The sequence below is a fragment of the Pantoea sp. JZ29 genome (assembly GCF_035190385.1).
Lineage (GTDB): Bacteria > Pseudomonadota > Gammaproteobacteria > Enterobacterales > Enterobacteriaceae > Pantoea > Pantoea stewartii.
In genome coordinates, this window is sequence record NZ_CP045242.1 from 344,602 (window position 1) to 369,656 (window position 25,055).

Sequence of the window (25,055 nt, forward strand, 5' to 3'; positions counted from 1 at the left end):
AAAAACACCCGGTTGTCGTTCCGGCCCGCTCCGCCCTTCCTGCTTCTCCGGCTGAGGAAAAGATCCCGGTTTACTCCTTCACCACCGCCTCCGTCTTCACCCCTGGCTGTGCGCTTGCCATTTTGCTTCGGCTCAAAAATGCATTCAGCAAAATCGCCCCGAAGGTCGCAGTGCCGATCCCGCCCATGCTGAAGCTGCCGAGCGTCAGGGTAAAGTTGCCTGCGCCTAAAACCAGCGTGACCGCGACCATGATAAGGTTGCCGTTCAGCCCCAGGTCGACGTGGTTTTGTACCCAGATGCGGGCACCTGCCACGGCAATCAGCCCAAATACCACAATGGATGCGCCGCCGAGCACCGGGCCTGGAATGGTGTGGATCAGTGCGCCAAATTTAGGTGAGAAGCCCAGCACAATGGCAATAACCGCCGCGGCGACGAAAATCAGCGTGGAGTAAATTTTGGTGACAGCCATAACACCTATGTTTTCTGCATAGGTTGTCACGCCCGTTCCGCCTGCGGAGGCGGACAGCATCGTCGCCAGTCCATCACCGACAAACGCGCGGCCCATGTAGGGATCAAGGTTTTTACCGGTCATACCAGCCACCGCTTTAATATGGCCGAGATTTTCTGCGACAAGGATTACCGCGACCGGCGCGATCATCAGCATGGCATGCGCGCTGAATACCGGCGTCGTAACGGTTGGTGCGCCAAACCAGGGTGCCTGAGCGACCGCGCTAAAATCCACTGGCGTGCCCAGTCCAAGGCCGTTGGTGATGACCATATAAATCAGATAAGCGGCCACCAGCCCCAGTAACAGCAACAGGCGCTGCACCAGACCGCGGGTGAATACGGCTACCGAACCGATGCAAAGCACGGTCATGACGGCCATCCAGTTGTCAAACGAGGAGGCGGAGACGCTGTGAATCGCAATCGGCGCGAGGTTTAGCCCAATCGCCATGACCACGGCACCGGTCACGACGGGCGGCATCAGACGTTCAATCCACCGCGTGCCAACCGCCATTACGATAAAACCGATCACCATATAGAGCAGGCCGCAGGCAATTATCCCGCCAAGGGCCACACCGATATTGGGATTCGCACCCTGACCACTGTAGCCGGTTATCGCGATAACCAGTCCGACGAAGGCGGCACTGGACCCGAGGTAACTCGGTACGCGGCCGCCTACCACCAGGAAGAACAGTAAGGTACCGATCCCCGACATCAGGATGGCCATATTAGCGTCAAAACCCATCAGTAAGGGCATGAGGACCGTGGCGCCAAACATCGCTACCGTATGTTGCAATCCCATAACGATCGTCGTGCCTGACGGCAGCCGTTCATCCGGCGCGATGACGACGCCATCCAGATTGCCTTCTCTTTTACGCCATTGTGGAAACCAGGTATTTGCCATGCACGACCCTTACTAAGTTGAGAGGAGTGAGTTAACAGGCTGTCTGACGCATCAGTGGATGATAGCGCCGGTCGAAATACACCAGTCCGTGGCCGTTGTCATTGCGCTGAATAGCAACGACTTCACAAAACAAAATATCGTGGGTGCCGACGCTGGTGATCTGCGTAATGTTGCAGTCAAACGACACCAGCGCATCGGTGAGGATCGGCGATCCGGTGGCAAGGCTGGCCCAGTCAGCGGCCGCGAAACGCGCATCCATCGGTGTCTTTCCGCCGAACAGATTGGACAGCGACGCATGACCGTCTGAGAGCGTGTTAACGCACAGCACCTGGTTTTGCGTAAACGCCGCATGGACAGAGGCCGCGCGGTTCAGACATACCAGCAACGTCGGTGGCGTATCGGTCACGCTGCATACCGCAGAGGCGGTAAAACCGGCCCGTCCACCTGCCCCGTCTGTGGTGATGATGTTGACGGCGGAACCCAGGTGCGCCATCGCATCGCGGAACTCTTGCTTTTCAACGGCAGCCTGTTTAGCAGCGGTTGCGGGCTGTGTGGCGTTCAGAGTGGATTGCATGCTCGTGTCCTCATAATGAAACAGGGTGCTTACAGCACGCGGCAGGCGCGGTCAAAGTCAAGACGCGGTGCGCGCGGATACAGTTTGCTGCTGTCGCCGTAACCGATGTTGATGAGAAAGTTGGATTTCCAGCCCGTCTGCGCCAGGAAGGTTTCATCCACTTTCGCATTGTCGAAACCAGACATCGGTCCGGTGTCCAGTCCGAGTGAGCGGCAGGCCATAATCAGATAGGCTGCCTGCAGACTGCTGTTGCGAAATGCCGTATCGTGCGCCAGCTGCGGGCTGGAGGTGAACCACGAACGCGCATCGCCGGAGGGAAACAGTTCGGGCAGTAATTCATAAAACGCAGGATCCCAGGCAATGATCGCCGTCACCGGTGCAGTCAGGGTTTTCTTCAGATTGCCGCTGGACAGCGCCGGTGCCAGTTTCTCTTTGGCCGCCTGGCTCTGGATAAACACAATGCGCACCGGGCTGCAGTTTGCAGATGTTGGCCCCATGCGCGCCAGCGCGTAAATCGTTTCCAGCTGTTCATGGGTCACCGGTTTATCCAGCCAGCCGTTATGGGTGCGGGCATCGGTGAACAGGGTTGCCAGGGCGCTGGCGGTTAAGGCTTCGGCCATGATATCTCCGTTGAAAAGGGCTCGGACACGATGTTAGCTGCATGAAAGGCATGCCGCCGCAGCCAGTCCAGTAAAATCGGGTTAAACGTATCGGGGTCGGTCACACTCATGGCGTGACCGCCATACTGCATTTGCTGGTGCTCCCCCAGAGGAAGACGGGCAGCGAGATCGGCCGAGCGCGGCCAGGGCACCAGCAAATCGTCTTTACAGCTCAGCGCCAGCGTCGGTGCGATCACCCCGTCGAGCGAGGCGGTCAGGTCAGACGTCATCAGCGCCTGTAAGCGATGCAGCAGATTTTCCATTCCCTGAAAATGCGCCACCTGATGCTGGCGCTCTTCCTGCAATAACGCCTCATGCTCAGAAAGCCAGTCGCCCGGATACAGAAACAGGGGCTGCGCCTGAACATACGCATCCACCCCGCTGTTAAGCAGCAGGTTCTGGCGGACCTCAAAGCAGCGACGCGTCTGGCTGTCGAGCGTTGCCCATCCGTTGATGACCACCAGACTTTGCAGTAAGGCCGGATAACGCAGTGCAAGATGCAGGCCAACGATGCCGCCGAGTGCGTGACCGACCAGATGGCAGCGGCGGATATCCAGCCCGTTGAGCATGCCCGCCAGCTCATCGGCCATATCCTCCATGCGGTAACCGGCCGGAACGGTGCCCTGACTCAGGCCGGTGCCGTGCTGGTCATAAATCACCACGCGAAAATACTGTGTCAGTACAGGCAGTTGCGGCTGCCAGAAACTGCCGGAACCGCCCAGCCCTGAAGAGAGCACGACCGTGTCTGCATCGGCATTATCTTTACCTAATACCTTGTAATACATGCTGTTTCCTCAGGGTTATCAGAACAGATGCCGGTAAACAGATTACTTGCCGATGTGGGCAATCGTTGCGATCTCAATCAGGGCATCCGGCTTCACCAGCCCGCACTGAATACAGAACCGCGCGGGTTTTTCACCGGGAAAATACTCGGCGTAGACCTGATTGATTGCCCCGTAATTGGCCCAGTCGGTGATAAAGATGGAATTCATGGTGACGTCCTCCATTGTGCCGCCTGCGGTTTCAATCACGTTTTTGATGATCTCCAGAACGTGACGGGTTTGTGCCGCGGCATCGCCAACGTGCACCACGTTGTTGTCTTTATCAAACGGCAGCGTCCCGGAAACGTACACCACGCCATCGGCGAGCGTGCCCGGAACAAAAGGTGCCAGTGGCACTCCACTGCCAGCGGGAATAATGGCGCTTTTAGGCATCGTTGATTGTCCTTTGTAAAAGCGGTCAGGCCGCGTGTTGTTCAGTTTTGTAACCTACAGCGTCACAGAACTGACGCACGTTAGAGACCCAGCCAAAAAAGGTTTCAATGTTATAGATCGCGGCTTTCTGTGCGAATTCCGGGCCGGCCTGGTGCGTCGCGTCTTCCAGTACGACGCCAAAATATTCCAGGAAAAAGCCATCGCGCAGGGTGGATTCCACGCAGACATTCGTGGCGATGCCGGTAAACACCAGATGATGAATGCCATAGCTGCGCAGCAGACTGTCGAGCTGGGTATTAAAGAAGCCGCTGTAACGGGGTTTGGGCAGCACAATATCGCCCGGCTGCGGCTGAAGCTCATCGACCAGATCGTAATCCCAGTCGCCTTTTGCCAGCAGTTTGCCCATCAGCTCCGGGCGTTTGCGCATGGTTTTTAGCGCATTGGATTTATGGAAGTTCGGCGACCCCGCACCGCCGGCTTCGACATACTGATTATCCCAGCCGTTCTGGAAGAAAATCACTTTGATGCCCGCCGCGCGTGCGGCGGCAATCGCCACTTTAATATTGGCGATCACCGGCGCGGTGGCAGAGACATCAAAGCCCGCCAGATCCAGGTAACCGCCCTGTGACGCATAGGCATTTTGCATATCCACGACAATCAGCGCGGTTTGCTGCGGGGTAAAAGCGATGGCTTCAGGCCGGGCTGTGAGGACCGTTTCCTCGCCGGTATTGTGGGGTTCGCGGCGGACCACTGACGGATTCTCAACAACGTTCATTATGCGACCTCTTTCTGCGCAATGCCGATGTGCTGGCGGGTTTTCATTAATGGCTGAATGTAGCGGCCAAAGTTTTCGATGCCCTCAACGAAGTCGTCAAAGGTCAGCAGGACGCCGCCAGCGCCGGGCACGGTGTCGATTTCATCGAGCATTCTGGCGACGCTGGCCCAGGAGCCGACCAGTGTGCCCATATTGATGTTGACCGCTGAGGTGGGATCCGCCATCTGACGGACATTGGTATCGCTGCCGGATTGGGTGTCCTTGCTGCTCTGATCGGTCAGCCACGCGAGCGCCTCGGCGTCAGCCCCGGCTTTATACAGCTCCCATTTGGCGCGCGCGGCCTCATCGGTTTCACCGGCGATGACCATGAACAGCACATAAGAAGATACGTCGCGGTTTTCAGCCTCTGCCGCTTTTTTCATGCGGGCGGCGGTTGGCGCGAAGGCCGTTGGTGTATTGACGCCCTTGCCGAAGCAGAAATTAAAGTCGGCATGTCTGGCAGAAAACGCCATGCCTGCATCACTTTGCCCGGCGCAGATCACTTTCATCTCGCTTTGCGGGCGGGGACTGACGCGGCAGTCGTCCATTTTGAAGAATTCGCCGTCGAGCGTGCAGTGGCCGGTGCCCCACAGATCGCGCAGCACGCTCACGTATTCGGTCAGGTAATCATAGCGGCGGGTAAAATAGTCATCGCCCGGCCACATGCCCATTTGCTCGTACTCGGGTTTTTGCCAGCCGGTGACAACGTTGACACCGAAACGGCCGTTAGAGATGGAATCAATGGTGGCGGCCATGCGCGCGACGATCGCCGGCGGCATCACCAGCGTAGCGGCCGTGGCGTAAAGTTGGATGCGAGAGGTCACGGCGGCCAGTCCGGCCATCAGCGTGAACGACTCCATATTGTGTTCCCAAAATTCGGTTTTACCACCGAAGCCGCGCAGTTTAATCATGGAAAGCGCAAAATCGAAATGGTAGTGCTCCGCTTTTTGCACGATGGTTTTGTTCAGGTCGAAGGTCGGTTTGTACTGCGGTGCAGTTTCTGAAATTAACCAACCGTTGTTGCCGATAGGAATAAAGACACCGATTTTCATCGCTCACCTCGATTAAAAGTAATACGTACCAATACAAGGGCTTACGAAAATCTCTGCGCGGCTTGAGTGCGTCCTGCGGGTTCCGAATTGCACCGTGCTGAAATCTCCAGACGCAAGAGTCTTTGCAAAGCGGGTGCCAGTTTTAAAATAAATAACCTTTTCATAGGGTTGAAAGTTTGAATGGAAGATAACTGGATTAAACGGTCCGTTTCGGACCCGTTGTTCAAAAATAACTGCACAGATAACAGGCAAGATTGAGCAAAAAGGGTGCAAATCGCTCAACTGTTGATTTCAGAGCGCGTGAATAATGAGCGTTGCGATGGTCGCCCCTGCCCCCATTTGTTATGATTCACGCCTTGCTGTTTGTCTCAGGAGATGTTGTGAAGCCATTGGTCGAACACCCGCACGCTGCCGCCGGAGAGCAAAAATCCGTTAGCCCAGGCTCCAAAACCACAACGCGACGCTCGCGGGCGGTTGCTGCCAAACGTGGCGCTATCATGACCGCCGCACTGGAATTTTTTTCACTCTATGGCTTTCACGGCACCCGGCTGGAGCAGGTTGCAGAACGGGCTGACGTCTCGAAAACCAACCTCTTTTATTACTTCCCGACAAAAGAAGCGCTCTATATTGATGTGCTGAAAGGACTGCTGGATATCTGGCTGGCGCCGTTAAAGGCGTTACAGCCCGATCAGCATCCACTGGAAGCCATTAGAGAATATATTCGCCTGAAACTCTGTGTGTCCCGCGATCATCCGCAGGCTTCGCGTCTTTTTTGCCTGGAGATGGTTCAGGGCGCGCCGTTGCTGAAACAGGAGCTGGGGGGCGGCCTGAAAACTCTGGTAGAAGAGAAATGCGATGTCATTCGGGGCTGGATTAAAGATGAGCGCATTGCGCCCGTCGATCCAATGCAGTTGATTTTTATGCTGTGGGCAACGACGCAGCACTACGCCGATTTTAGCGTGCAGGTTGAGGCAATCACCGGTAAAACGCTCAGCGATCCGGCGTTTTTCGACCAGACGGTAAAAAACCTTCAGCACATTATTACTGAAGGCATTCAGATGCGGGCTTAATCGCCTGTGCGGGGGCGTTTGTACCGACGCCTCAGCGAAAGGTTGCCAGAGATTTTGCACGACGCAGCGTCGGGTGACAGGCAGGCCGCTCATCTCTGCTGAATGGCTAGCGAAGCCCGATCAAACGGGTCGTTTGAATTAGGTATTCATCAGACTCTGTACGCCTGTGTTACCCAGTACGCGGCGCAGGAAATCCTGCGTACGCGCTTCCTGAGGCCGCAGCAGCACCTCATCCGCATGCCCCTGCTCTACAATCTGTCCGCTGTGCAGGAAACACACGCGATCGGCGACCTCTCTTGCAAACTGCATCTCATGCGTTACCACGATCATGGTCATTCCCTGCTGGGCCAGGTTGCGCATAACCTGCAGCACTTCGCCGACCAGTTCTGGGTCCAGCGCGGATGTCGGCTCATCAAAAAGAATGGCTTTCGGCTGCAGGGCCAGCGTGCGGGCAATCGCTACGCGCTGCTGCTGACCACCGGAAAGCTGCGACGGCCAGGCGGAAACTTTGTCGCCCAGCCCTACTCTTTCCAGCAGCTCTTTGGCCATCTTTTCGGCTTTACTGCGTGTCTCGCCATTGACGTAAATCGGCCCTTCCATCACGTTTTCCAGCACGCTACGGTGAGGAAACAGATTAAAGCGTTGAAAAACCATACCGATCTGGCGACGCAGCGCATTGATACGTTTGCTTTTACTGTCAACATGCTGATCAAGCACGCGGATGGTGCCGCTTTCATAGGTTTCCAGTCCGTTGATACAGCGCAACACCGTCGATTTCCCGGAGCCTGAAGGCCCGACCAGGCACACCACTTCGCCCTCTTCGACGCGAAAACTCACCCCTTTCAGCACTTCAACTGCACCAAAGCGCTTATGGACATCAAGAATTTCAATCATCTCATGCTCCTTTTTTCTGGCGATTTTCAAGGTGCCTGGTAAAAGCCAGCAACGGCATGCATAACGTCAGGTAGAGCAACGCCACCAGCGTATACACTGTGGTGTTATCAAAGGTTGAAGCCGCCAGAAGCTGGCCCTGACGGGTCATTTCGGTAACCGCGATCGTTGACGCCAGCGCTGAGTCTTTCAGCATCATGACCAGAGTATTGCTGTATGGCGGCAGCGCGACATGAAAAGCCTGAGGCAGAATGACGCGTCGCATCGCTTTAAAGAAGCTCATGCCCATAGAGCGCGCCGCCTCAAGCTGACCACGATCGACCGATTCAATACCGGAACGAAAAATCTCGGCCAGGAAGGTTGAAAAGCAAAACGCGATACCAATGACGCTGGCCTGAAAGGATGTCAGGGTAATGCCGATATCGGGAAAAACGAAATAGATGTAGAACAGCACCACAATCATCGGCAGTGCGCGAGTGATATTAATGATGACGCTGACGGGCCAGGAAATGATTTTAAAAGGACACATTTTTGCGGCAGCGAAGATCAACCCCAGCGGCGTACTGATGAGCAAGGACAGTAGCGTGATATAAATCGTCATTTCAGCCCCTTGCAAAAGAAAGGGAAGGTAAACATGAATGCTGCTCCAGTCCATTATGCGCTCCCGCCGGTGTTGAGTGTCATGCTTCAAATTCATTTAAATGAATATGTTTATCAGTAAATATTGTCAAACTTTTCATCTGATGACGTCATAGCATTAACTTATTAGTGTAATAAAGTGCATTGAAAGCCCACTGACTGGGGAAATCAAAGGGTTTTATGTTAATTTGTGAGGCGCAACATTTTTAGAAAAGAAAAGATTGACAGGCAGGAATTTAATTTCATTATAGTGAAATTAATTGTTCACATGTCAATCAGGAGTAAGTGATGTCTCTTCGGTCGCACGTTACCATGGCTTTATTCTCTGTTGCCCTTGGCCTCACTTGCAGTGCACAGGCAGCGCCACTGACGGCAGGTTCTCCGCCTTCCAGCGCGCCTACCACGTTTCTGGATACCGAAACCGGTAAAATTGAAGGCTTCATGCCGGACGTGGCTGCGGAAGTGGCCAAACGTCAGAAGCTTGACATCAACTTTACCGCGGTGCCTTTCTCGACGCTGATTCAGTCTGTAATTGCGGGCAAAATCGATATGATTGTGGCCGGGATGACACCCACACCAGAGCGCGAAAAACGTATTGCGTTCTCGCAGCCAGTCACTGCGTTTGGACCGGGGCTGGTCGTGCGTGATGACAATAAAAAAGTCTATCGCTCGCAGCAGGATCTGAAAGGCGACATCGTCGGCACCATGGCGGGCACCGATTATACGCAGGCGCTGATTAAGAGCGGTATCGCGAAAGAGGTGAAAGTGTATGACAGTCCGGCAGATATGATGCGCGATCTGTCCCTGGGCCGTATCGCTGCGGGGATGAACGATTACCCGATAATGAAATATCAGGAAAAATCTGGCGCGTACAAAGGTATGCATGTGGTGGACGGTTACAAGCCTGAGCATATCGCACCTATGGCCTTTGGCGTGAAAAAAGGGAACGATAAGCTACTTGCCGATATTAATACTGCCCTGACGGCAATGAAGGCCGACGGCACATTGCAAAAAATCAAAGCGAAGTGGGGAATGCCTTAATCGCGTGTTGATGCACGGAGGCACGCAACCTTAAGGAACATGGTGATGAAAACAGCGTTAATGCACTCAGAGGATCTGAGTGCCGTCGAGATGACGATTGGCTTACGACTAAAGCAGATACGCAAGTCGCGCAATATGACCATCAAGGCACTGGCGGAACAGGCCAATGTGTCGGCGGGAGCTATCAGCCAGATTGAGCGCAATCTGGCTAACCCCACGGTACGGGTGCTTGAGCAACTTCGCGTGGTCCTGAATGTTCCACTGACCGCTTTTCTTGAACAAAATGAAGAGATGCGACCCGGTGCTGAACATTATGTCCGGCGCTGGCGTGAGCGGCCACATTTTGAAGTTGGCAGGCAGGGCATAACCAAGGCGATGTTATCGCCTTCTGGCGAACATGATATTCAGTTTATGTATATCAGCATCCCTCCCCGCACGCGCTCGGAAGAAATGCTGACAGGCATTGGTGAAAAAGCAGGTGTAGTCATGGAAGGCCGTCTCACGCTGGAGGTGAACGGTGAGGCGACCTTCATCGAAGCGGGCGACAGTTTTCAGTTTAAAAGTCATCTTCCGCATAACATTTTTAACGACAGCGACACTGAAGCCCGCGTGTTGTGGATTATGCATATTCCGCCCCGACATCATATTTGAAACAAGGTTAACCCATGCGAATTAAGGTCGATAGCGTCAGTGACAGTTCCGTCTTCCCCACCTCTGTTGATGTTGTTGTGATAGGCGGTGGGATTGTGGGGACGTCAACGGCATATGAACTGGCGAAACAGGGGGTTTCTGTTGCGCTGTTTGAGAAAGGTGTGATTGCCGGTGAACAGTCAGGCCGAAACTGGGGCTGGGTTCGTCAACAGAACCGTGATTTGCATGAGTTACCAATGGCGATGCGAAGCCTGCAGCGCTGGGATGAGCTGAGTGGTGAAATCGGGATGGATTTGGGCTTCAGGCGCAGCGGTATCCTCTATGGCACGCTAAATGAAGCTGACCTGGCGCGCTGGGAAAAATGGGGACAGCAGGCAAAACAGATTGGCTTTACCAGCCAGTTGCTCTCCGCGCGTGAAGCACAGGAGCGCATTGGGGACAAAACTCCATGGCGAGGCGGTGTATGGTCACCGACAGATGGTCGTGCAGAACCGTCGCAGGCGGTACCGGCCATTGCGAAAGGCGCGCAAAAGCTGGGAGCCAGCATTTTTCAGCGTTGCGCGGTGCGCGCACTGGATATCAGCGCGGGCCGTGTTTCTGGCGTCTGGACAGAACGCGGACTGGTTAAAGCCAGCCGGGTAATTTGCTGCGGCGGTGCGTGGAGTTCGCGTTTCTGCAGACAATATGGCGTAGAACTCCCTGCCGCCAATATTCTGGGTACGGTATTTAAAACAACCGCCGCTCCTGAGGTCGTCACAGGCTGTCTGAGCACGCCTAATCTCTGCCTTCGCCGCCGTCTGGACGGCAGTTACACCGTTGCCGTTCCGGGCCTTGGCCAGATTGATTTAGCACCGCAGAACATCCGTTATGCTGCGAAGTTTTATCCCATGTTCCGCAGCAAGGTCGCTAAAAAACTGAAAATCCGCCTGAACGGTTCATTCTTTTCTGGTCCTGAAGCGTCTGGAAGCTGGTCGCCCGACAGGCCCTCGCCGTTTGAAAAGATCCGGGTGCTTGATCCCACGCCGGACAAGCGCATCATTCACGATGGCCTGGCCGAGTTGATTCGCGTCTTCCCCGAACTGGAGGGCATCAAAGTCGATTATGCCTGGGCCGGATGGATTGATACCACACCGGATTTGGTGCCGGTGATTGATCAGGTGAGCCAGCTCTCCGGCATGTTTATTGCCTCAGGCTTTAGTGGCCACGGTTTTGCCATCGGACCCGGTGCGGGACTGATGTGTGCACAGATGTTAACGAATAAGCCCGTTTATACGGACCTGACGCCCTACCGGCTCTCACGCTTCGAGAAAGGTAATGCGATTCGCCAACCGCAAATGATGTAACCGCGCTGATAAAAGACAGGCCATGCGAACAGCGCATGGCCGTTATCGAATGACAAACAGCCCGCTCAGGCATGTTTTTAGCGCTGTAGCGCCGCCTGATTTATCCGACGCGAAAACCCTTGCCCGGCCCTACTCAACCCGCACCTGAATATGGCCGCGGGATTTCGCACAACTCTCCAGACTCAGCGCGGCCTTTTCTGCGTGTCCGTTACTGTGAATCCCGCTTGTGATGCATAGAAAAGTAGCGGTTATCAATGCTTTCGCGGAAAAAACTATCGGGATCCACCGCGGCACAAAATCCCTGGTAAACCCGGGCAGGAACGGCCAGCCAGCGCCGGCAACTTCCGTTGCGATATTCAAGCTCGAGCACACCCGAAGTGGGATCGAATCCTGCGCTGCGAAATAAAGAAGAGTTAATATCGTGTCGTTTCATGAAAGATAGTCCGTATCGGTTAAGCCCAGGCCTGCATCATTGCCGCGCTGGCAGAGCGGCAATGTATCACAGACTTCCCCATTGTTGAGCAACCTTCAATGCGCTGACAAATAACAGTTATTGATGACACCGCGCGCTGACATGGCTTTTACCGGATCAAGCCCGTCTTCAGTAAAGGCTGGTCCTGCTAATATACACGAGCAATGTGGCAGTGATTTTTCACCAACCAGAACCACAGCTGACAGGCGTTGACGACGTCTGACAAGATCGTTGTGCTATCTTATCTGAAACCGTCCCCTCAATTTATCCTCACCAGGGGGATGTAAATAAATATTTCAAACGTAAGCGTTAACGATTTTTAAAATTCTTTTTTGTTGAGTGCGCAGTGCCGTAAAAATAAAAACTTTAGGGCTAAAAGAAAGATAAAAGGCAAATGCATCGATTAGGATTTAATGATTTTTTAATAAGAAATAATTTGAGTTAGCGCCCTATTTCCTTCTGGTCACGCCAGGGGGGGTTTATTCACAGCAGGTTTCAGCTGCACGACCGTACTTGTCTTGTCAAAGTGCACAGGTTTAGCGACACCGCCAACACGACTGCAATTTAATTTCATGATTAGCAAAGGGTTAATTTGCCCGTTTACGAATACACTCAATAAAAAGACCTGAAAAAAATGACAATCTGTTTTGCTGTTAACATTTTTTTACCAGCTTAACGAAAAATTGATGGTCATGAAATGACCATAAACCGATTTGCAACGACGCGCAAAATCAGAAAAATGCCTGATTAATGCGTTGTATCTTCATGTCTGGTATCACTTCATCAGGACAAGAAAATGGCAAGCATAAGCTCACTTGGCGCTGGTACTAACCTCGACCTCAACACGTTATATGATAATTTACAGTCAGCTGAAGAAGCGCAGTTGACCCCTATTACCACACAGCAGGCGTCATACAATGCGCAACTGACAGCCTGGGGCGTGGTACAAAGTTCAATGTCAAAATTGCAGACAGCCGCTGCGGCTTTGCAAAACGCATCAAGCATAGCGACCACGAAGGTCACCAGTACGAATACGGCGTTTACCGCCACGCTTGCCAGCAATGCCGCTGCCGGAAACTATTCCGTTGAAGTGGATCAGTTGGCCGCGTCACAGTCACTGCTCTCTAAATCAGCCAGTAGTGAAACAGCGCAGCTTGGCGACAGCAGCATGGCTTCCCGCACGATCACGATCAGCCAGCCTGGACAGAAATCCCCGCTGACCGTGACGTTAAACCAGAACCAGACAAGCCTGACTGCTATTCGTGACGCGATTAACCAGCAACAGGGCAGCGTAAACGCCAGCGTTATTATGGCGAACGACAATACCTATTATTTGTCCCTGACCGCACGTGACAGCGGGACGGCGAATGAAATGACCGTCAGTACCAACGACTCAACGTTGGCACAGTATGTCAATTACAGCAGTGGTGGCAGTAATAATGGTATGACAGAACAGGTTGCCGCTCAGGATGCGCAGATAAAAGTGAATGGTTTATCAATTACCCGCAGCAGCAACATTGTGACGGATGCACCGGAAGGTGTAACCCTGAATTTAAATAAAGTGAATACCGGCTCGCCGGAAACGTTATCCATCGCGTCAGATACATCGCCGATGTCGACAGCAATCCAGACATATGTGGATGCGTATAATTCGCTGCAAAAAACCATTGCCGATCAAACAAACTATACGCCTGTACAAGCCGGACAGGCGCAGAGTGCTGACAATGGCGATCTGCTCGGTGATAACACGTTAATGAATATTCAGACCAGCCTGCGCAGTCAGTTTTCTGATCCTCAGTCGGGTAATATTCAGGAGCTGTCTCAACTGGGCATTACACAGGATGATAAAGGTGACCTGACCGTGGACAGTACGAAACTGAATAATGCGCTGACGAATCAGCCCGCCGATGTTTTAGCGTTTCTGACCGGCGATGGAAAGACAACCGGCTTTGCGACAGAGGTGACGAATAATCTCAACCAAATGCTGGCGAGTAATGGTACCGTTTCGAACGCCACAACAGGGATTAATACGTCGTTGAAGCAGCTCTCAGATCAATACAATACTGTTAACGACCAAATCACCACGATTATGGCGCAGTATAAAACGGAATTTACCAATCTGAGTACGCTGGTTTCTTCTATGACGCAGACCGGTAACTATCTGGCTGCACAATTCGCAAAAATGTAATAACCGCCTTATCTTATTACTCTGCAGACAGATATCTTGTAAAAGATATCTGTCTGGTCATTATCTTCCCTTCATCGTTCTGCTTTACTGTTTCTGGATAGCGGCAACGCTTTACCACTCTCTTTCAGATCTGATTCATACGTAATACAGGTTTAGATTAATTTCTCCCGTTTCTGTGAAACCAGCAGCAGTGATTGGGCCGTGCTACCCTGCCCACTTGCTTTGCAATGCAATACCACTCATCCTCTCTGACCACGTTGCGCCAGGACGTAAAACGATTTTCGCATAACTTTCATTATTTCAAAGTGTTACACGGAAGTAATGATATATCTTGGCGGGCTTTTTTAGACAGGTTTAATACAGGTTTTCTTATCAATGCATAAGCAGGAAGAAAATAAAGCAACCGCCTGGCATCAGGGACTTTTTCTGATATTTAATTATCCGTGCTATTTAATATTAAATGCTGTAACAAAAAGTTTTTAAGGTTAAGGAATTAAGTAATTTGGTTGTATTTGATGTGTGGCAATAATTCTTTTTTACAAGGATACCGCAGGCGTTTCCTTTCGCTTAAAACGGCACTTCTGCTATTCACGAATTAATCTTATCTGGCGATTTTTAATTAAAGTTCTGTGGTTTCGTTTCGATAATAATAATGCGTAAATCATACGTTCTCCTTAGAAGGAATTTATCATGTCAGTGATTAACACTAACGTTCTGTCGCTCATCACTCAGAATAACCTGGATAAGTCTCAGTCTTCTCTGGGTACCGCTATTGAACGTCTGTCATCGGGCCTGCGTATTAACAGCGCAAAAGATGATGCCGCGGGTGAAGCGATTGCTAACCGTTTTACGTCAAACATCAACGGTCTGACCGTTGCTGCGCGTAACGCGAACGACGGTATTTCATTGTCTCAGACAGCGGAAGGTGCGCTGGATGAGATAAACAACAACCTGCAGCGCGTCCGCGATCTGACCGTTCAGGCGCAGAACAGCTCCAACTCTGCTTCGGATATCGATTCGATTCAGGCTGAAGTTAACCAGCGCATGCAGGAAATCGACCGCGATACCAAGCAGACCGACTTTAACGGACTCAAAGTACTGAACACCGGTTCAGGCAGCACCACCTACAACTTCCAGGTTGGTGCGCAGGATGGCCAAACGATCGGAATTACCATCAGTTCAAGTGACAGTTTTGACCTGGCCGCAGCAGGTAACGCCTCTTCTGGTAACGTGCAAAACACCAGTTCAACAACCGGTCAGACAGTGAATGGTACAGCCCGCAGCACCGCGGCTATCGGCTTTGACGTACTGAAAGGTGCCGTTACCGGTGGATCGGGTGGCACAGCATCTGGCAGCACACCGCTGGCAGATATTGATAAAGCGATTAAAGCCGTTGACAGTCAGCGTAGCCTGTTGGGTGCGTCTCAGAACCGTTTTGAGTCCACCATCAGCAACCTGAACAACACCGTCACCAACCTGACTGCTGCCCGCAGCCGTATTCAGGATGCGGACTACGCGACGGAAGTGTCGAATATGTCACGTGCTCAGATCCTCCAGCAGGCAGGTTCCTCGGTACTGGCGCAGGCCAACCAGGTGCCACAGACGATGCTGTCATTACTGCGTTAAGAGCCAATTCAGGAACCACGCCTGTTACAGGCGTGGTTCTTATCACTCAGCGGCGGTTTGTCAGCTCACCTTTCGAATGAAGTCGCTAAATGCCGCTAACTGCTTAGCCAGATGCTCTCTTGTACCCTGCTCGATCACCTCTCCGGCCTGCTCATCCACTTTATTCTGGATAACGCCCCCCATGAATTCCGGTTTGTTTAACACCATCGCATCCAGAAAAACCAAAATCTGCCGCAGATGATACTGACAGCGCGCGCCACCGATAGCCCCCATTGAACTCGTTTGAATCGCCACGGGCTTACCGGCTAAAGGCTGATTGGGCACGCGAGACAACCAGTCGATGGCATTTTTCAGTCCGCCAGGAACGGAGTAGTTGTATTCAGGGGTCACGATAATGACGCCATCAGCCTGGCGGATCTGTTCAGCCAGCGCCGTGACGGTATCTGGAATGCCTGCTTCCTGCTGGATATCCGCATCATAAAGTGGAATATCCCGGATTGACGGCAGCGCTTCTACCACCACGCCCTGCGGTGCCAGTTGCGGTAGCGCATGCGCAATCATCGCGTTGTACGATCCTTTTCTCAGGCTGCCCAGTAAGGTAACCATTTTTAACGGCTTGTCTGACATTGTCGTTCCTCTTTTCGATGGCTAAGTGCGTTTTCACGCCACGTCTGGAATATAATATGGCGTTTCTGACGGATTAAAAGTGAGTGGTTATGCGGCAATTTTTGTTGGTTTTAACATCAATTTTGGTCGTGGGCTGTGCGCCGGATCATCGCACCCGCACATCAGGCCTCGCCAATCCTGCCTCACAGCATTGTCTGGCCGTTGGCGGAAAAAGCGATATTGTAAAAACGCCAACGGGTGAAGTGGGCTACTGTACGCTGCCTTCGGGTGAACATATCGAGGAATGGACCTTGTACCGCCGTGACGCATCGAAGGGGTAAGCTGTGGTGAATTCTGACCGCTCGGTTATCAGACTGGCGACCCTGCACGATCTGGCCGGAATTACAGCCCTGCTTCAGGCAAACTCGGCCGGACGCGGCGGCACACTGAATGGGGATTTTCCTGCCGATAAAGTTGAAGGGATGCTGCGTCGCGCCGGTGCCAGGACAGTGGTTGCCCAGCGCGATGAGGCAATTACCGGCGTATTATTTAGCGCCATTCCCACTCAGCACGAACCCGAGATGATTAACGCGATGCTTCATGCGTGGCCACCGGGGTGGCACTGTTGGCTCTACGGCCCGGTTTGTATCAGTGAGGCTGAACGGGGAAAGGGATTACTAAAACGCCTTTATCACCACATGTGCCAGTATCATCAGGGCGCACCTGTGTTATTTATTCAGGCGCAAAACAGCCGTTCAATTCAGGCCCATCAACGCCTTGGCATGTACCCGGTGGCACAGTTTGCTATGAAAGATGAAGATTTTTTTGTCTATAGCCATCAGGGTTAGCAACCTCAAAACCGCCGCGCACAGCACAAAAGGAAACCTGCTTCCGATGCAGATTCTACAATAAATCTAAGACATTAACGGGGGAGAACAGGATGACAAAGATCTGTGTCACATGCGGAACCGCCTACTCGCAGATGGAAACAACCCACTGCATAATTTGCGAAGATGAACGTCAGTACGTGCCGGCTTCAGGGCAACAATGGACATCCAGTGAAGCGCTCCATGCCGCGCACAGCAATAAATGGCAGCAACCTGAAACGGGATTGTTTAGCCTGCAGTCTGTGCCTGATTTTGCCATCGGCCAGCGCGCGTTTTTGATTAAAGGACAACAGGGCAATGTGCTGTGGGACTGCATACCTAACCTTGATGCCGCCACCGTCGATATCATTCGTGCGCTGGGCGGTATCGACGCAATTGCGATTTCACATCCCCACTATTACAGCAACATGCAAGACTGGGCAGCAATATTTGATGCGCCATTGTATATCCACGCCAGCGACAGCGAATGGATTGTGCCTGACAGCCCACATCTGCAGTTATGGGATGGTGATGTGCTGACTATTCTCCCTGACATAAGTTTGTTGCGGCTGGGTGGCCACTTCGCGGGCGGCACGGTACTGCACTGGGCAAAAAATGAAGGCATCCTGTTGTCTGGCGATATTATTCAGGTTGCGCCGGGGGCAAATGCTGTGTCCTTCATGTGGAGTTATCCCAACATGCTGCCTTTACCGGCGGACAACATCAGGACAATAACCGAGCGTCTGACCCCCTTTGCCTTTGATCGACTTTATAGTGCGTTTGAAGGGCGCGATATTGCGTCTGACGCGAAACAGGTGGTGAACCGCTCAGCACAAAAATATATAGACTGCCTGCAGTAAGACAGAGCAGTGACGGACGGTTAAGCGGCCAACGCCATCACCCGCTTAACCCACGTTTTTCATTCGTCGATATATCTCAGACAGGCTTTATGACTCACCCTTACGGCGGTGAGACAGCCCCATCACCTACGCAACGATCCCTGTCAGTGGCGCTATCAACGGATTCATCTGTTGGCCGCATTCAGCAAAAACGACAACGTCATCAACGCCTGCGCGCGGGCCGCATAAGTATCGTCGTTCCGGTCTGAAGCGGCACAGAAACGTCAGGGCGAGTTCAGTTGACTCACCCTTTCGCGCGGGATCAGGGTGCCAGCGATGCACCACTGGTGGCGATAACCTCTTTATACCACCAGAAACTTTTCTTGCGGCTGCGCGCCAGCGTGCCGTTCCCATTGTCATCGCGGTCAACATAAATAAAACCATAGCGCTTGGACAGCTCGGCTCTGGAGGCGCTGACCAGATCGATGGGCCCCCAGCTGGTATAGCCCATCACCTCTACACCATCGTCAATCGCCTCGCGCACCTGTACTAAATGGTCATTAAGGTAGCTAATGCGGTAGTCATCCTGCACTACGCCGTCCGCGTCAGGTTTATCCTTCGCACCCAGGCCGTTTTCCACGATAAACAGCGGTTTCTGATAACGATCCCAGAGCACGTTGAGCAGCGTACGCAGACCGACAGGATCTATCTGCCAGCCCCATTCGGAGCTTGCCAGATGCGGGTTTGGCACCATGCTCAGGATGTTGCTCCGTGCCTGCTGATTTAACGCCTCATCGGTGGTGACACAGCCGGTCATATAGTAGCTGAACGAGATAAAGTCGACCGTTGATGTCAGCGCCTCGCGGTCGGCATCGGTGATGTCAATCTGAATACCGTTGTCACGGAAGAAGCGCAGCATATAGCCCGGGTAGGCACCGCGGCACTGCACGTCACCGAAGAACTGCCAGCTGCGGTTCTCCTGTAGCGCTTCCAGCACGTCTTCTGGCTTGCAGGTCAGCGGGTATACCAGGCCGCCCAACAGCATATTGCCGATTCTGGCATCAGGAATAATGTCATGACAGGCTTTTACCGCCAGCGCGCTGGCGACCAGTTGATGATGGATTGCCTGGTACACTTCGCCTTTATTGCTGGTTTCCGGCAGACCAACGCCAGTCAGCGGCGCGTGCAAGGACATGTTGATCTCGTTGAAAGTCAGCCACAGCTTCACCTTCTCTTTGTAGCGCGCAAACACAGTGCGGGCGTAGCGTTCAAAAAAACCGATAGTCTGACGACTTCCCCAGCCGCCGTACTGCTTTACCAGCGCCCATGGCATTTCATAATGCGACAGCGTGACAAGCGGCTTGATACCGTGCGCGGCCAGCTCGTCAAACAGCATGTCGTAAAAAGCCAGCCCTGCCTCGTTTGGCTGCTGCTCATCACCGTTCGGGAAAATACGCGTCCAGGCAATCGAGACGCGCAGGCATTTAAAACCCATTTCAGCAAAGAGTTTGATGTCTTCCGGATAGCGGTGATAGAAGTCGATAGCCACATCCTTGATACTGCTGTCTCCCGCGACGCGCTCTACCACCGGACCAAAAACCCCCTGTGGCTGAACGTCAGAAGTTGACAGCCCTTTTCCATCGTCCAGATAAGCGCCCTCTGTTTGGTTAGCGGCTAACGCCCCACCCCATAAAAAATCATCCGGGAAAGTCTTCATTATGTTCTCCTGTTATTGATGGCTTACGCAGATTAGCGGTACACCGGCATTGGCGAATGTTGCCGCCACGGTCGCTACCTCGCGGTATTCGTCGCTATTGCTGATAATAATCGGGGTCGTCAGGTCGTAACCGGCATCGATAATTGCCTGACGATCAAACTCCAGCAGCAGATCGCCCGGCTGCACGCTGTCACCTACCTTCACGTGAGCGGTAAAGGGGATGCCATTGAGCTTCACGGTGTCGATGCCCACGTGAATCATTACTTCAATGCCGCTGTCGCTGAGCAGGCCAATGGCATGTTTGGTCTGAAAAAGCGAGGCAACAACGCCGGTGAAAGGGGCAACGACGTTGTTATCAGACGGAATGATAGCGGCACCGCTGCCCAGCAGGCCGCTGGCGAAGGTGGTATCCGGCACCTGGTCAAGTGCCAGAACGGTGCCGGTCATCGGCGATAACACCGTGTTTTTGCCTGCTGATGCGTGCCCGTTAGGCGTTGCGCGCGCTGGCATCCCGGCGACCAACGTCAGGCCGCAACTCAGGACCAGTGCCACCATTGTGCCGAAAAGGCCGCCCCATAGCGTGGCATCCACGCCGCCCGGCGGTATCATCTGGGCGAGGGTAAAAATATTGGCAAAGCCAAACGAATAAACGTGGGTATCGCTGAAGCCAACAATAGCTCCACCGATAGCTCCCGCCACGCAGCCAAAGATAAAGGGGCGGCGCAGCGGCAGATTGACACCATAGACCGCGGGTTCGGTAATGCCGAAGATCCCTGCCGTCACGGACGATCCGGCCAGCATTTTTTGACGCGCATCGCGGGTGCGCAGGAAGACCCCTAACGCTGCACCCACCTGACCGAAGACCGCAGGCAGTAGCATCGGCAACATAGAGTCGTGGCCCAGCACCGCCACGTTGTTGATCATCAACGGTACCAGCCCCCAGTGCAGACCAAAGATGACGCAGACCTGCCAGAGCGCGCCCATTGCCGCGCCCGCCAGCCACGGTGCCAGTGCATAGATCCACTGATAACCGTTTGCCAGCATGTGGCTGAGCCAGGTTGCCAGTGGGCCAATCACCAGGAAAGTCAGGGGGACCGTCACGCCCAGGCAAATGAGCGGCGCGAAGAAATTTTTCATCGAGGATGGCAGCAGCTTCGTACTCTGTCTTTCCAGCCAGCAGCTTACCCACGCGGCAAGAATAATCGGGATTACGGACGAGCTGTAGTTAAACCAGGTCACCGGAATGCCGAGAAACGCCTCGGTCACCGCATCCGGCTGCTGGCTGGCGTTGAACGCAGCGATCATGATCGGATGGGTCAGCGCGCCGCCAATGACCATGGTGATAAAAGGATTACCGCCGAACTTTTTCCCAGCGGTGTAGCCCAGCACTAATGGAAAAAAGAAGAACAGCGCGTCGCTGGCGGCGAACCATATTTTATAGGTGCCGCTTTCCGTGGTGAGCCAACCGCAGACCACTGCCAGCGCCAGTAACCCTTTGAGGATACCAGAGGCCGCCAGGACGCCGATAAATGGCGTAAAAATTCCGGAGACAATGTCGATCAGGCGGCCAGATAAGGTGCCCTTGTCGCCCTTTTCCTCCACGACAGGCGCGTCATCAGTCAGCCCGGCCTCGTTGCGCACCGCCTGCCAGACGTCATGGACGTGGTTCCCAATGACGACCTGAAATTGGCCGCCGCTTTCTACCACCATAATCACATCCGGGTTGTTCTTCAGCCCCTCGGCATCTGCTTTCTGCTTGTCTTTCAGTTTAAAACGAAGCCGGGTTGCGCAATGCACAAGGCTGATGATGTTCTCTTTTCCGCCAGCGTGGCTGAGAATATCCTTCGCTAAAGCCTGGTATTCCATCTCGTTTTCCTTACATCCGGTGCCTGTAGCCACCTGTTGAATTAAAAAAAAACCTGAGGGCGTCCTTCGTCAGAAGGCCGCACTCAGGTTTTGCCTGCGTAATGCAGTAACAATCCCGTGTTGAGGCTTAACGCCCCTCTTTTCTCACCCGCTCAATATGGAGGGTGAGAAACATGATTTCTTCGGTTGTCAGCTCGCGCTGATAGTTTTTATTCAGGTGCTGAGCGATTTTTCCGGCGCATTTCCAGGCCATGCCATAGTTGTCTTTGACCGCTGCATGCAAAGACACATCGTCATCCTGCACCACCGTGCGGGTCAGCATTCGCTGGGCAAAAAACTTCAGATGAGTAACGAAACGCTGATAGCTGAGCGACTCTTCGTCGTACTCCAGGTGCAGTTGATACTTCACCAGTTGCAGGATCTCCTGCATGATCCTGGTGACATGCATCACTTCAGGCATTTCACTGTCCAACTGGGCCGTAACCAGATGGAGAGCAATAAATCCCGCCTCATCCTCGGCCAAATCGACATGCAGACGTCGGGCAATAATGGCCCTCGCCTCCTGACCCAGCCCAAATTCTCTGGGATAGAGACGTTTAATTTCCCACAGCAACACATTTTTGATTGCCAGCCCTTTCTTTTGCCGCTCAATCGCAAAGTAGCAGTGGTCGGTTAAGGTGATATACAAACTATCCTGCAGCTTTCCCAGCCGCTGTCCTGCCAGCCTGATGATCTGGTCACAGGTCGTCATCACCTCAAGTGGGATCTGACTCAGCAGTTCCCCTAGCCGACGCACCAGCACGTCATTCTGCAGCGCAAACACCTTTTCAATCAGTGCGGTTTCCAGCGTGTCCCCTGCGCGCTTCTGAAAGGCCAGCCCACGCCCCATGACAACCTGTTCGGACCCACGCTCATCCAGAGCAACCACCACATTGTTATTAAGAATTTTGGCGATTTTCATCGGAACCCCAGAAACAAAAAAACCTGACATCCGGCAGAAGCCAGAAAATCAGGTTTTGCCTGCTTTTAGCAGTCACAATCCAGTGAGGGAACTCTATCAGTTTCAATTGCAACCTATCCGTATCATGCGTAAAAAACGTGACACATATCGTACTTTTGCTGTGGGGTCAGAAAGTTACCGCGGTTTTCAGCGTGGTGACCCAGGCATCCTGCGTGCGCGATACGCCGCCCGGATGGTGCCAGTACTGTATGCCCGGCTGTAGCTCCAGCCACGACAGAGGACGGAAGCGATAGTAAAACTCCCCGTTCAGGGAATGGCCCGGTACCGGATGATACATAGGATTGTTATGATCGCTCAGCCCGCTAAGTGTATTCATATAGCGCTGATTTTGGGCATAGCCAGTGCTCATATCAATCCAGCTGAGACCAAGACCCATCCAGTCTTCCGGTCGTGCGTCAAACAGTCCCCGATAGCGCACTGAGGCGGCATAAACCTGATGAATATAATTGGTACGCTGGTCGGCAAGGCTCATGCTGGCGGAGGCACTTAACCCACGATTCGAATCGTCCTTATGCTGCGTGAGTTGCTGATTCATTCCGGCGTACACAAACCAGGTACGATTGCGTTGTGTATAACCTTCTGGGTCTGTTGCCCCTGCCCCACCCGATCTTCCGTGATAAAGATCCGTTTGTGGCGCATTGGTGAATACCACGCCCAGGTTATACGCTCCGGGAAGATGATTGATCATCGGGCGCGCTTCGATTTCAACCGGAAGTAATATGCCTTTGCTGCCCTTCGTCGACCCGCTCCAGGCATGATGACGGCTGGAGGCATCCGGGTTCTGCTCCATCACTCCCCCCTTTAATGTGATGGCCGGCGTCACGTTATACGACAGCGTTGTGCCCCAGGTGTGGACGTTCCAGTTATGCCAGGTGAGCGCGTTAGCCGACTTGCCGCCGCACTGGGAAAGTAGCTGGAAGTCACAGGGAATGATCTGATCGAAGGTCTGGACCTTATTCATCATCCCGATTCGCCAGGTGATGCGGCGATCGTCAAAACTGCGGGCAAAGGTCAGCCAGCCCAGACGGGTAATGGACTGGCCGCCCCAGCTTTCCTGCGTCAGGTCGTTGATATTCACTCGCGGATCCTGCACGCGTCTGGTGGTGAGGTCATCATTGTGGTTACGATTGACGATATTCCCCTCAATTCGTGCATCGGGAATGCCTGTCCAGCGCGCCAAATCCTGAGTGAAGGTCAACGCAAACTGATCGATATAAGCCACATGCGAGTCTTGATGGTAGCCCCCGCCAGCATTCCAGCCGATTTCGTTCAGATAACCCAGATTGTAGGTAAAACCGTTATCATTAAGGATGTTACGAATACCCAACATATCGCCCAGCATGGGAGCGGGAGAAGCGTCAAAACCTAATACCGTGCCATTCCATTCCTGGCCGACTGATAGCGGTGAAACCAGCAAAAGCGCGAGTACATACTGTTTGTAGCGAGCATTTATCATCTTTCTTTACATCCTGATAAACATACATATGTGAAAATGAGGAATGTTCAGTTTGTTAGGGTGTTGCCTGTTCTTCAGGCCAAAAAAAACCTGAACGCTTAATGGGTTATCCCATATCGCGTTCAGGTTTTGCCTGTCGACCAGTAACAATCCTGAATTCAGTCGCCAAAAACCTTATCATCTGTAAGGTTTTCAGGACGCATGTATTGGCTACGTATGTGATTCAGGTAGCAGTTTTGTCGGAAGAAACAGTCGTACGCCGAGCAGAATGAGTGCATTACCTGCGCGTATCAAAAGGGGATTTCCGGCAGAACAGCCAGCAAGTGAAAACAGCATCGCCCGCCTGACAGGACGGGCGTGATGTTGCAATGCAGATATAATGAGAAGTCGTTCGTTATTTAACGCGTGTGCGCTTGCGGCACGTTACCGCTTTAGTTTAATTTGCTCAAGTCCCTGTAAAACGTTATTAATATCATCCCCACTCAGATGTTGCACATCCAGTTGGTGATGAAGAGAGGTTAAATCGCCTTTCGAAAAACTGCTCTGCGACAGTTGCTGATGAATCGCTTGCAGAATTTGTTCATCTAACTGATTGATTTGCTTTCTCAACTCAGCCAGATCTTTAGCCGGTGGGACCGACTGAGGTTTGGCCAGCCAGTCCGCCATGTAGCGATACTGAATCGCTTTGCTGGCATCCATCAACGCCTGAAAGAAGACGGTAACAGATTGGGGATCCAGCCCGGCCTGAGCCGATTTTTCCTGCGCTTCTGCCAGCACATCCTTTTCCCTGGTCAGGTCTTCAACCGGCTTGTTATGCACTTTTTTGAACGCTGCGACGTCTTTCATCAGCAGCATTCTTTCATGCAGTGCGCGTGAGAGCAGAGAGACAGGTTGAGATGCTGCAGGCGCAGCAGCAGCGGAGCCGCTAAAAATAAGGGCGGCCAGCAGAAAGGTCATATATTGCATGTTTGGTTAGCCTGTTTCCAAATAGTTGAAAAAGATTAATCATATTAAACGCACCTCTCAATAATGAAGTGTCTGT

25 protein-coding genes are annotated in these 25,055 nt (G+C 52.9%); 9 read left to right on the forward strand and 16 right to left on the reverse strand.

All coding sequences use genetic code 11. The features are described 5' to 3' along the window. Positions 1-70: 70 nt before the first annotated feature. The 7 genes from rutG to rutA are packed head-to-tail and all read right to left on the reverse strand — an operon-like array spanning position 71 to position 5,721. Entirely contained in the window at positions 71-1,408 is a 1,338-nt protein-coding gene (rutG, locus tag GC090_RS21485) for a pyrimidine utilization transport protein G (RefSeq protein WP_324021736.1), read from the reverse strand. Between the two features lie 31 nt (positions 1,409-1,439). Then, the gene (gene rutF, locus GC090_RS21490) at positions 1,440-1,982 is read right to left on the reverse strand and encodes an NADH-dependent FMN reductase RutF (protein ID WP_039339420.1); all 543 of its coding nucleotides are present in this window, start codon (positions 1,980-1,982) and stop codon (positions 1,440-1,442) included. A 29-nt stretch (positions 1,983-2,011) separates the two neighbouring features. Beyond that, the gene (locus tag GC090_RS21495) at positions 2,012-2,602 is read right to left on the reverse strand and encodes a malonic semialdehyde reductase (RefSeq protein ID WP_006121913.1); all 591 of its coding nucleotides are present in this window, start codon (positions 2,600-2,602) and stop codon (positions 2,012-2,014) included. Then, on the reverse strand, positions 2,587-3,426 hold the full coding sequence (gene rutD, locus GC090_RS21500) for a pyrimidine utilization protein D (protein ID WP_324021738.1): 840 nt from the start codon (positions 3,424-3,426) through the stop codon (positions 2,587-2,589). The genes GC090_RS21495 and rutD overlap by 16 nt, the downstream gene beginning before the upstream one ends. Before the next feature lie 42 nt (positions 3,427-3,468). Next, positions 3,469-3,855: a pyrimidine utilization protein C gene (gene rutC / locus GC090_RS21505; protein WP_006121916.1), complete on the reverse strand. Its 387-nt coding sequence runs from the start codon at positions 3,853-3,855 to the stop codon at positions 3,469-3,471. Between the two features lie 25 nt (positions 3,856-3,880). Beyond that, complete coding sequence (gene rutB, locus GC090_RS21510; RefSeq protein WP_006121917.1) at positions 3,881-4,630, reverse strand: pyrimidine utilization protein B; 750 nt, start codon at positions 4,628-4,630, stop codon at positions 3,881-3,883. Then, positions 4,630-5,721, reverse strand: a complete 1,092-nt coding sequence (gene rutA / locus GC090_RS21515) for a pyrimidine utilization protein A (protein ID WP_324021740.1) — start codon at positions 5,719-5,721, stop codon at positions 4,630-4,632. Before rutA ends, rutB begins: the two co-directional genes overlap by 1 nt. Before the next feature lie 380 nt (positions 5,722-6,101). Between rutA and rutR the strand changes: the two genes are divergently transcribed. Next, complete coding sequence (gene rutR / locus GC090_RS21520; RefSeq protein ID WP_006121919.1) at positions 6,102-6,791, forward strand: HTH-type transcriptional regulator RutR; 690 nt, start codon at positions 6,102-6,104, stop codon at positions 6,789-6,791. Between the two features lie 138 nt (positions 6,792-6,929). Here rutR and GC090_RS21525 read toward each other — a convergent pair whose 3' ends face one another. Both GC090_RS21525 and GC090_RS21530 read right to left on the reverse strand, forming a co-directional pair. Beyond that, positions 6,930-7,685, reverse strand: a complete 756-nt coding sequence (locus GC090_RS21525; RefSeq protein ID WP_006121920.1) for an amino acid ABC transporter ATP-binding protein — start codon at positions 7,683-7,685, stop codon at positions 6,930-6,932. 1 nt (position 7,686) lies between these two features. Beyond that, a complete protein-coding gene (locus tag GC090_RS21530) occupies positions 7,687-8,337 on the reverse strand; it encodes an amino acid ABC transporter permease (protein WP_006121921.1) in 651 nt (216 codons plus the stop codon). Positions 8,338-8,609: 272 nt separating this feature from the next. Here GC090_RS21530 and GC090_RS21535 point away from each other — a divergent pair, with 272 nt between their 5' ends. Genes GC090_RS21535 through GC090_RS21545 form a run of 3 tightly spaced genes read left to right on the forward strand, consistent with a single transcriptional unit; the run spans position 8,610 to position 11,356 of the window. After that, positions 8,610-9,362 (forward strand): ABC transporter substrate-binding protein, encoded by a 753-nt coding sequence (locus GC090_RS21535; RefSeq protein WP_205954565.1) that lies wholly within the window; start codon positions 8,610-8,612, stop codon positions 9,360-9,362. Between the two features lie 45 nt (positions 9,363-9,407). Beyond that, complete coding sequence (locus GC090_RS21540) at positions 9,408-10,013, forward strand: cupin domain-containing protein (protein ID WP_006121924.1); 606 nt, start codon at positions 9,408-9,410, stop codon at positions 10,011-10,013. Positions 10,014-10,027: 14 nt separating this feature from the next. Next, positions 10,028-11,356 (forward strand): NAD(P)/FAD-dependent oxidoreductase, encoded by a 1,329-nt coding sequence (locus tag GC090_RS21545; RefSeq protein ID WP_324021742.1) that lies wholly within the window; start codon positions 10,028-10,030, stop codon positions 11,354-11,356. A 208-nt stretch (positions 11,357-11,564) separates the two neighbouring features. Here GC090_RS21545 and GC090_RS21550 read toward each other — a convergent pair whose 3' ends face one another. Then, positions 11,565-11,789 (reverse strand): KTSC domain-containing protein, encoded by a 225-nt coding sequence (locus GC090_RS21550; protein ID WP_006121926.1) that lies wholly within the window; start codon positions 11,787-11,789, stop codon positions 11,565-11,567. Positions 11,790-12,624: 835 nt separating this feature from the next. Here GC090_RS21550 and fliD point away from each other — a divergent pair. Together fliD and GC090_RS21560 are read left to right on the forward strand one after the other, a co-directional pair. After that, entirely contained in the window at positions 12,625-14,016 is a 1,392-nt protein-coding gene (fliD, locus tag GC090_RS21555) for a flagellar filament capping protein FliD (protein ID WP_033742492.1), read from the forward strand. A 690-nt stretch (positions 14,017-14,706) separates the two neighbouring features. Beyond that, a complete protein-coding gene (locus GC090_RS21560) occupies positions 14,707-15,642 on the forward strand; it encodes a flagellin N-terminal helical domain-containing protein (RefSeq protein WP_006121927.1) in 936 nt (311 codons plus the stop codon). A 60-nt stretch (positions 15,643-15,702) separates the two neighbouring features. On the opposite strand, the gene GC090_RS21565 is transcribed toward GC090_RS21560, so the two are convergent. After that, entirely contained in the window at positions 15,703-16,269 is a 567-nt protein-coding gene (locus GC090_RS21565; RefSeq protein ID WP_033742489.1) for an NADPH-dependent FMN reductase, read from the reverse strand. An 89-nt stretch (positions 16,270-16,358) separates the two neighbouring features. Between GC090_RS21565 and GC090_RS21570 the strand changes: the two genes are divergently transcribed. The 3 genes from GC090_RS21570 (at position 16,359) to GC090_RS21580 (ending at position 17,974) form a co-directional block, all read left to right on the forward strand. Next, positions 16,359-16,589 (forward strand): putative hemolysin, encoded by a 231-nt coding sequence (locus GC090_RS21570; RefSeq protein WP_039339430.1) that lies wholly within the window; start codon positions 16,359-16,361, stop codon positions 16,587-16,589. 3 nt (positions 16,590-16,592) lie between these two features. Next, a complete protein-coding gene (locus GC090_RS21575) occupies positions 16,593-17,096 on the forward strand; it encodes a GNAT family N-acetyltransferase (protein WP_324021744.1) in 504 nt (167 codons plus the stop codon). A gap of 92 nt (positions 17,097-17,188) precedes the next feature. Next, positions 17,189-17,974, forward strand: coding sequence for an MBL fold metallo-hydrolase (locus GC090_RS21580; RefSeq protein WP_324021746.1), 786 nt, complete (start codon positions 17,189-17,191; stop codon positions 17,972-17,974). Between the two features lie 301 nt (positions 17,975-18,275). On the opposite strand, the gene GC090_RS21585 is transcribed toward GC090_RS21580, so the two are convergent. The 5 genes from GC090_RS21585 to GC090_RS21605 all read right to left on the reverse strand — a co-directional run bounded on the left by GC090_RS21585 (position 18,276) and on the right by GC090_RS21605 (position 24,979). After that, positions 18,276-19,670 carry a glycoside hydrolase family 1 protein gene (locus GC090_RS21585; protein ID WP_324021748.1) on the reverse strand — a complete coding sequence of 465 codons (1,395 nt, stop codon included), beginning with the start codon at positions 19,668-19,670 and terminating at the stop codon, positions 18,276-18,278. 12 nt (positions 19,671-19,682) lie between these two features. Beyond that, positions 19,683-21,536 carry a PTS beta-glucoside transporter subunit IIABC gene (gene bglF / locus GC090_RS21590; RefSeq protein WP_324021750.1) on the reverse strand — a complete coding sequence of 618 codons (1,854 nt, stop codon included), beginning with the start codon at positions 21,534-21,536 and terminating at the stop codon, positions 19,683-19,685. Between the two features lie 127 nt (positions 21,537-21,663). Then, complete coding sequence (licT, locus tag GC090_RS21595) at positions 21,664-22,497, reverse strand: BglG family transcription antiterminator LicT (protein WP_033742480.1); 834 nt, start codon at positions 22,495-22,497, stop codon at positions 21,664-21,666. Positions 22,498-22,663: 166 nt separating this feature from the next. Then, positions 22,664-23,899 (reverse strand): carbohydrate porin, encoded by a 1,236-nt coding sequence (locus tag GC090_RS21600; RefSeq protein ID WP_324021952.1) that lies wholly within the window; start codon positions 23,897-23,899, stop codon positions 22,664-22,666. 537 nt (positions 23,900-24,436) lie between these two features. Further along, positions 24,437-24,979: a chorismate mutase gene (locus tag GC090_RS21605; RefSeq protein ID WP_033742476.1), complete on the reverse strand. Its 543-nt coding sequence runs from the start codon at positions 24,977-24,979 to the stop codon at positions 24,437-24,439. Positions 24,980-25,055 lie beyond the last annotated feature (76 nt).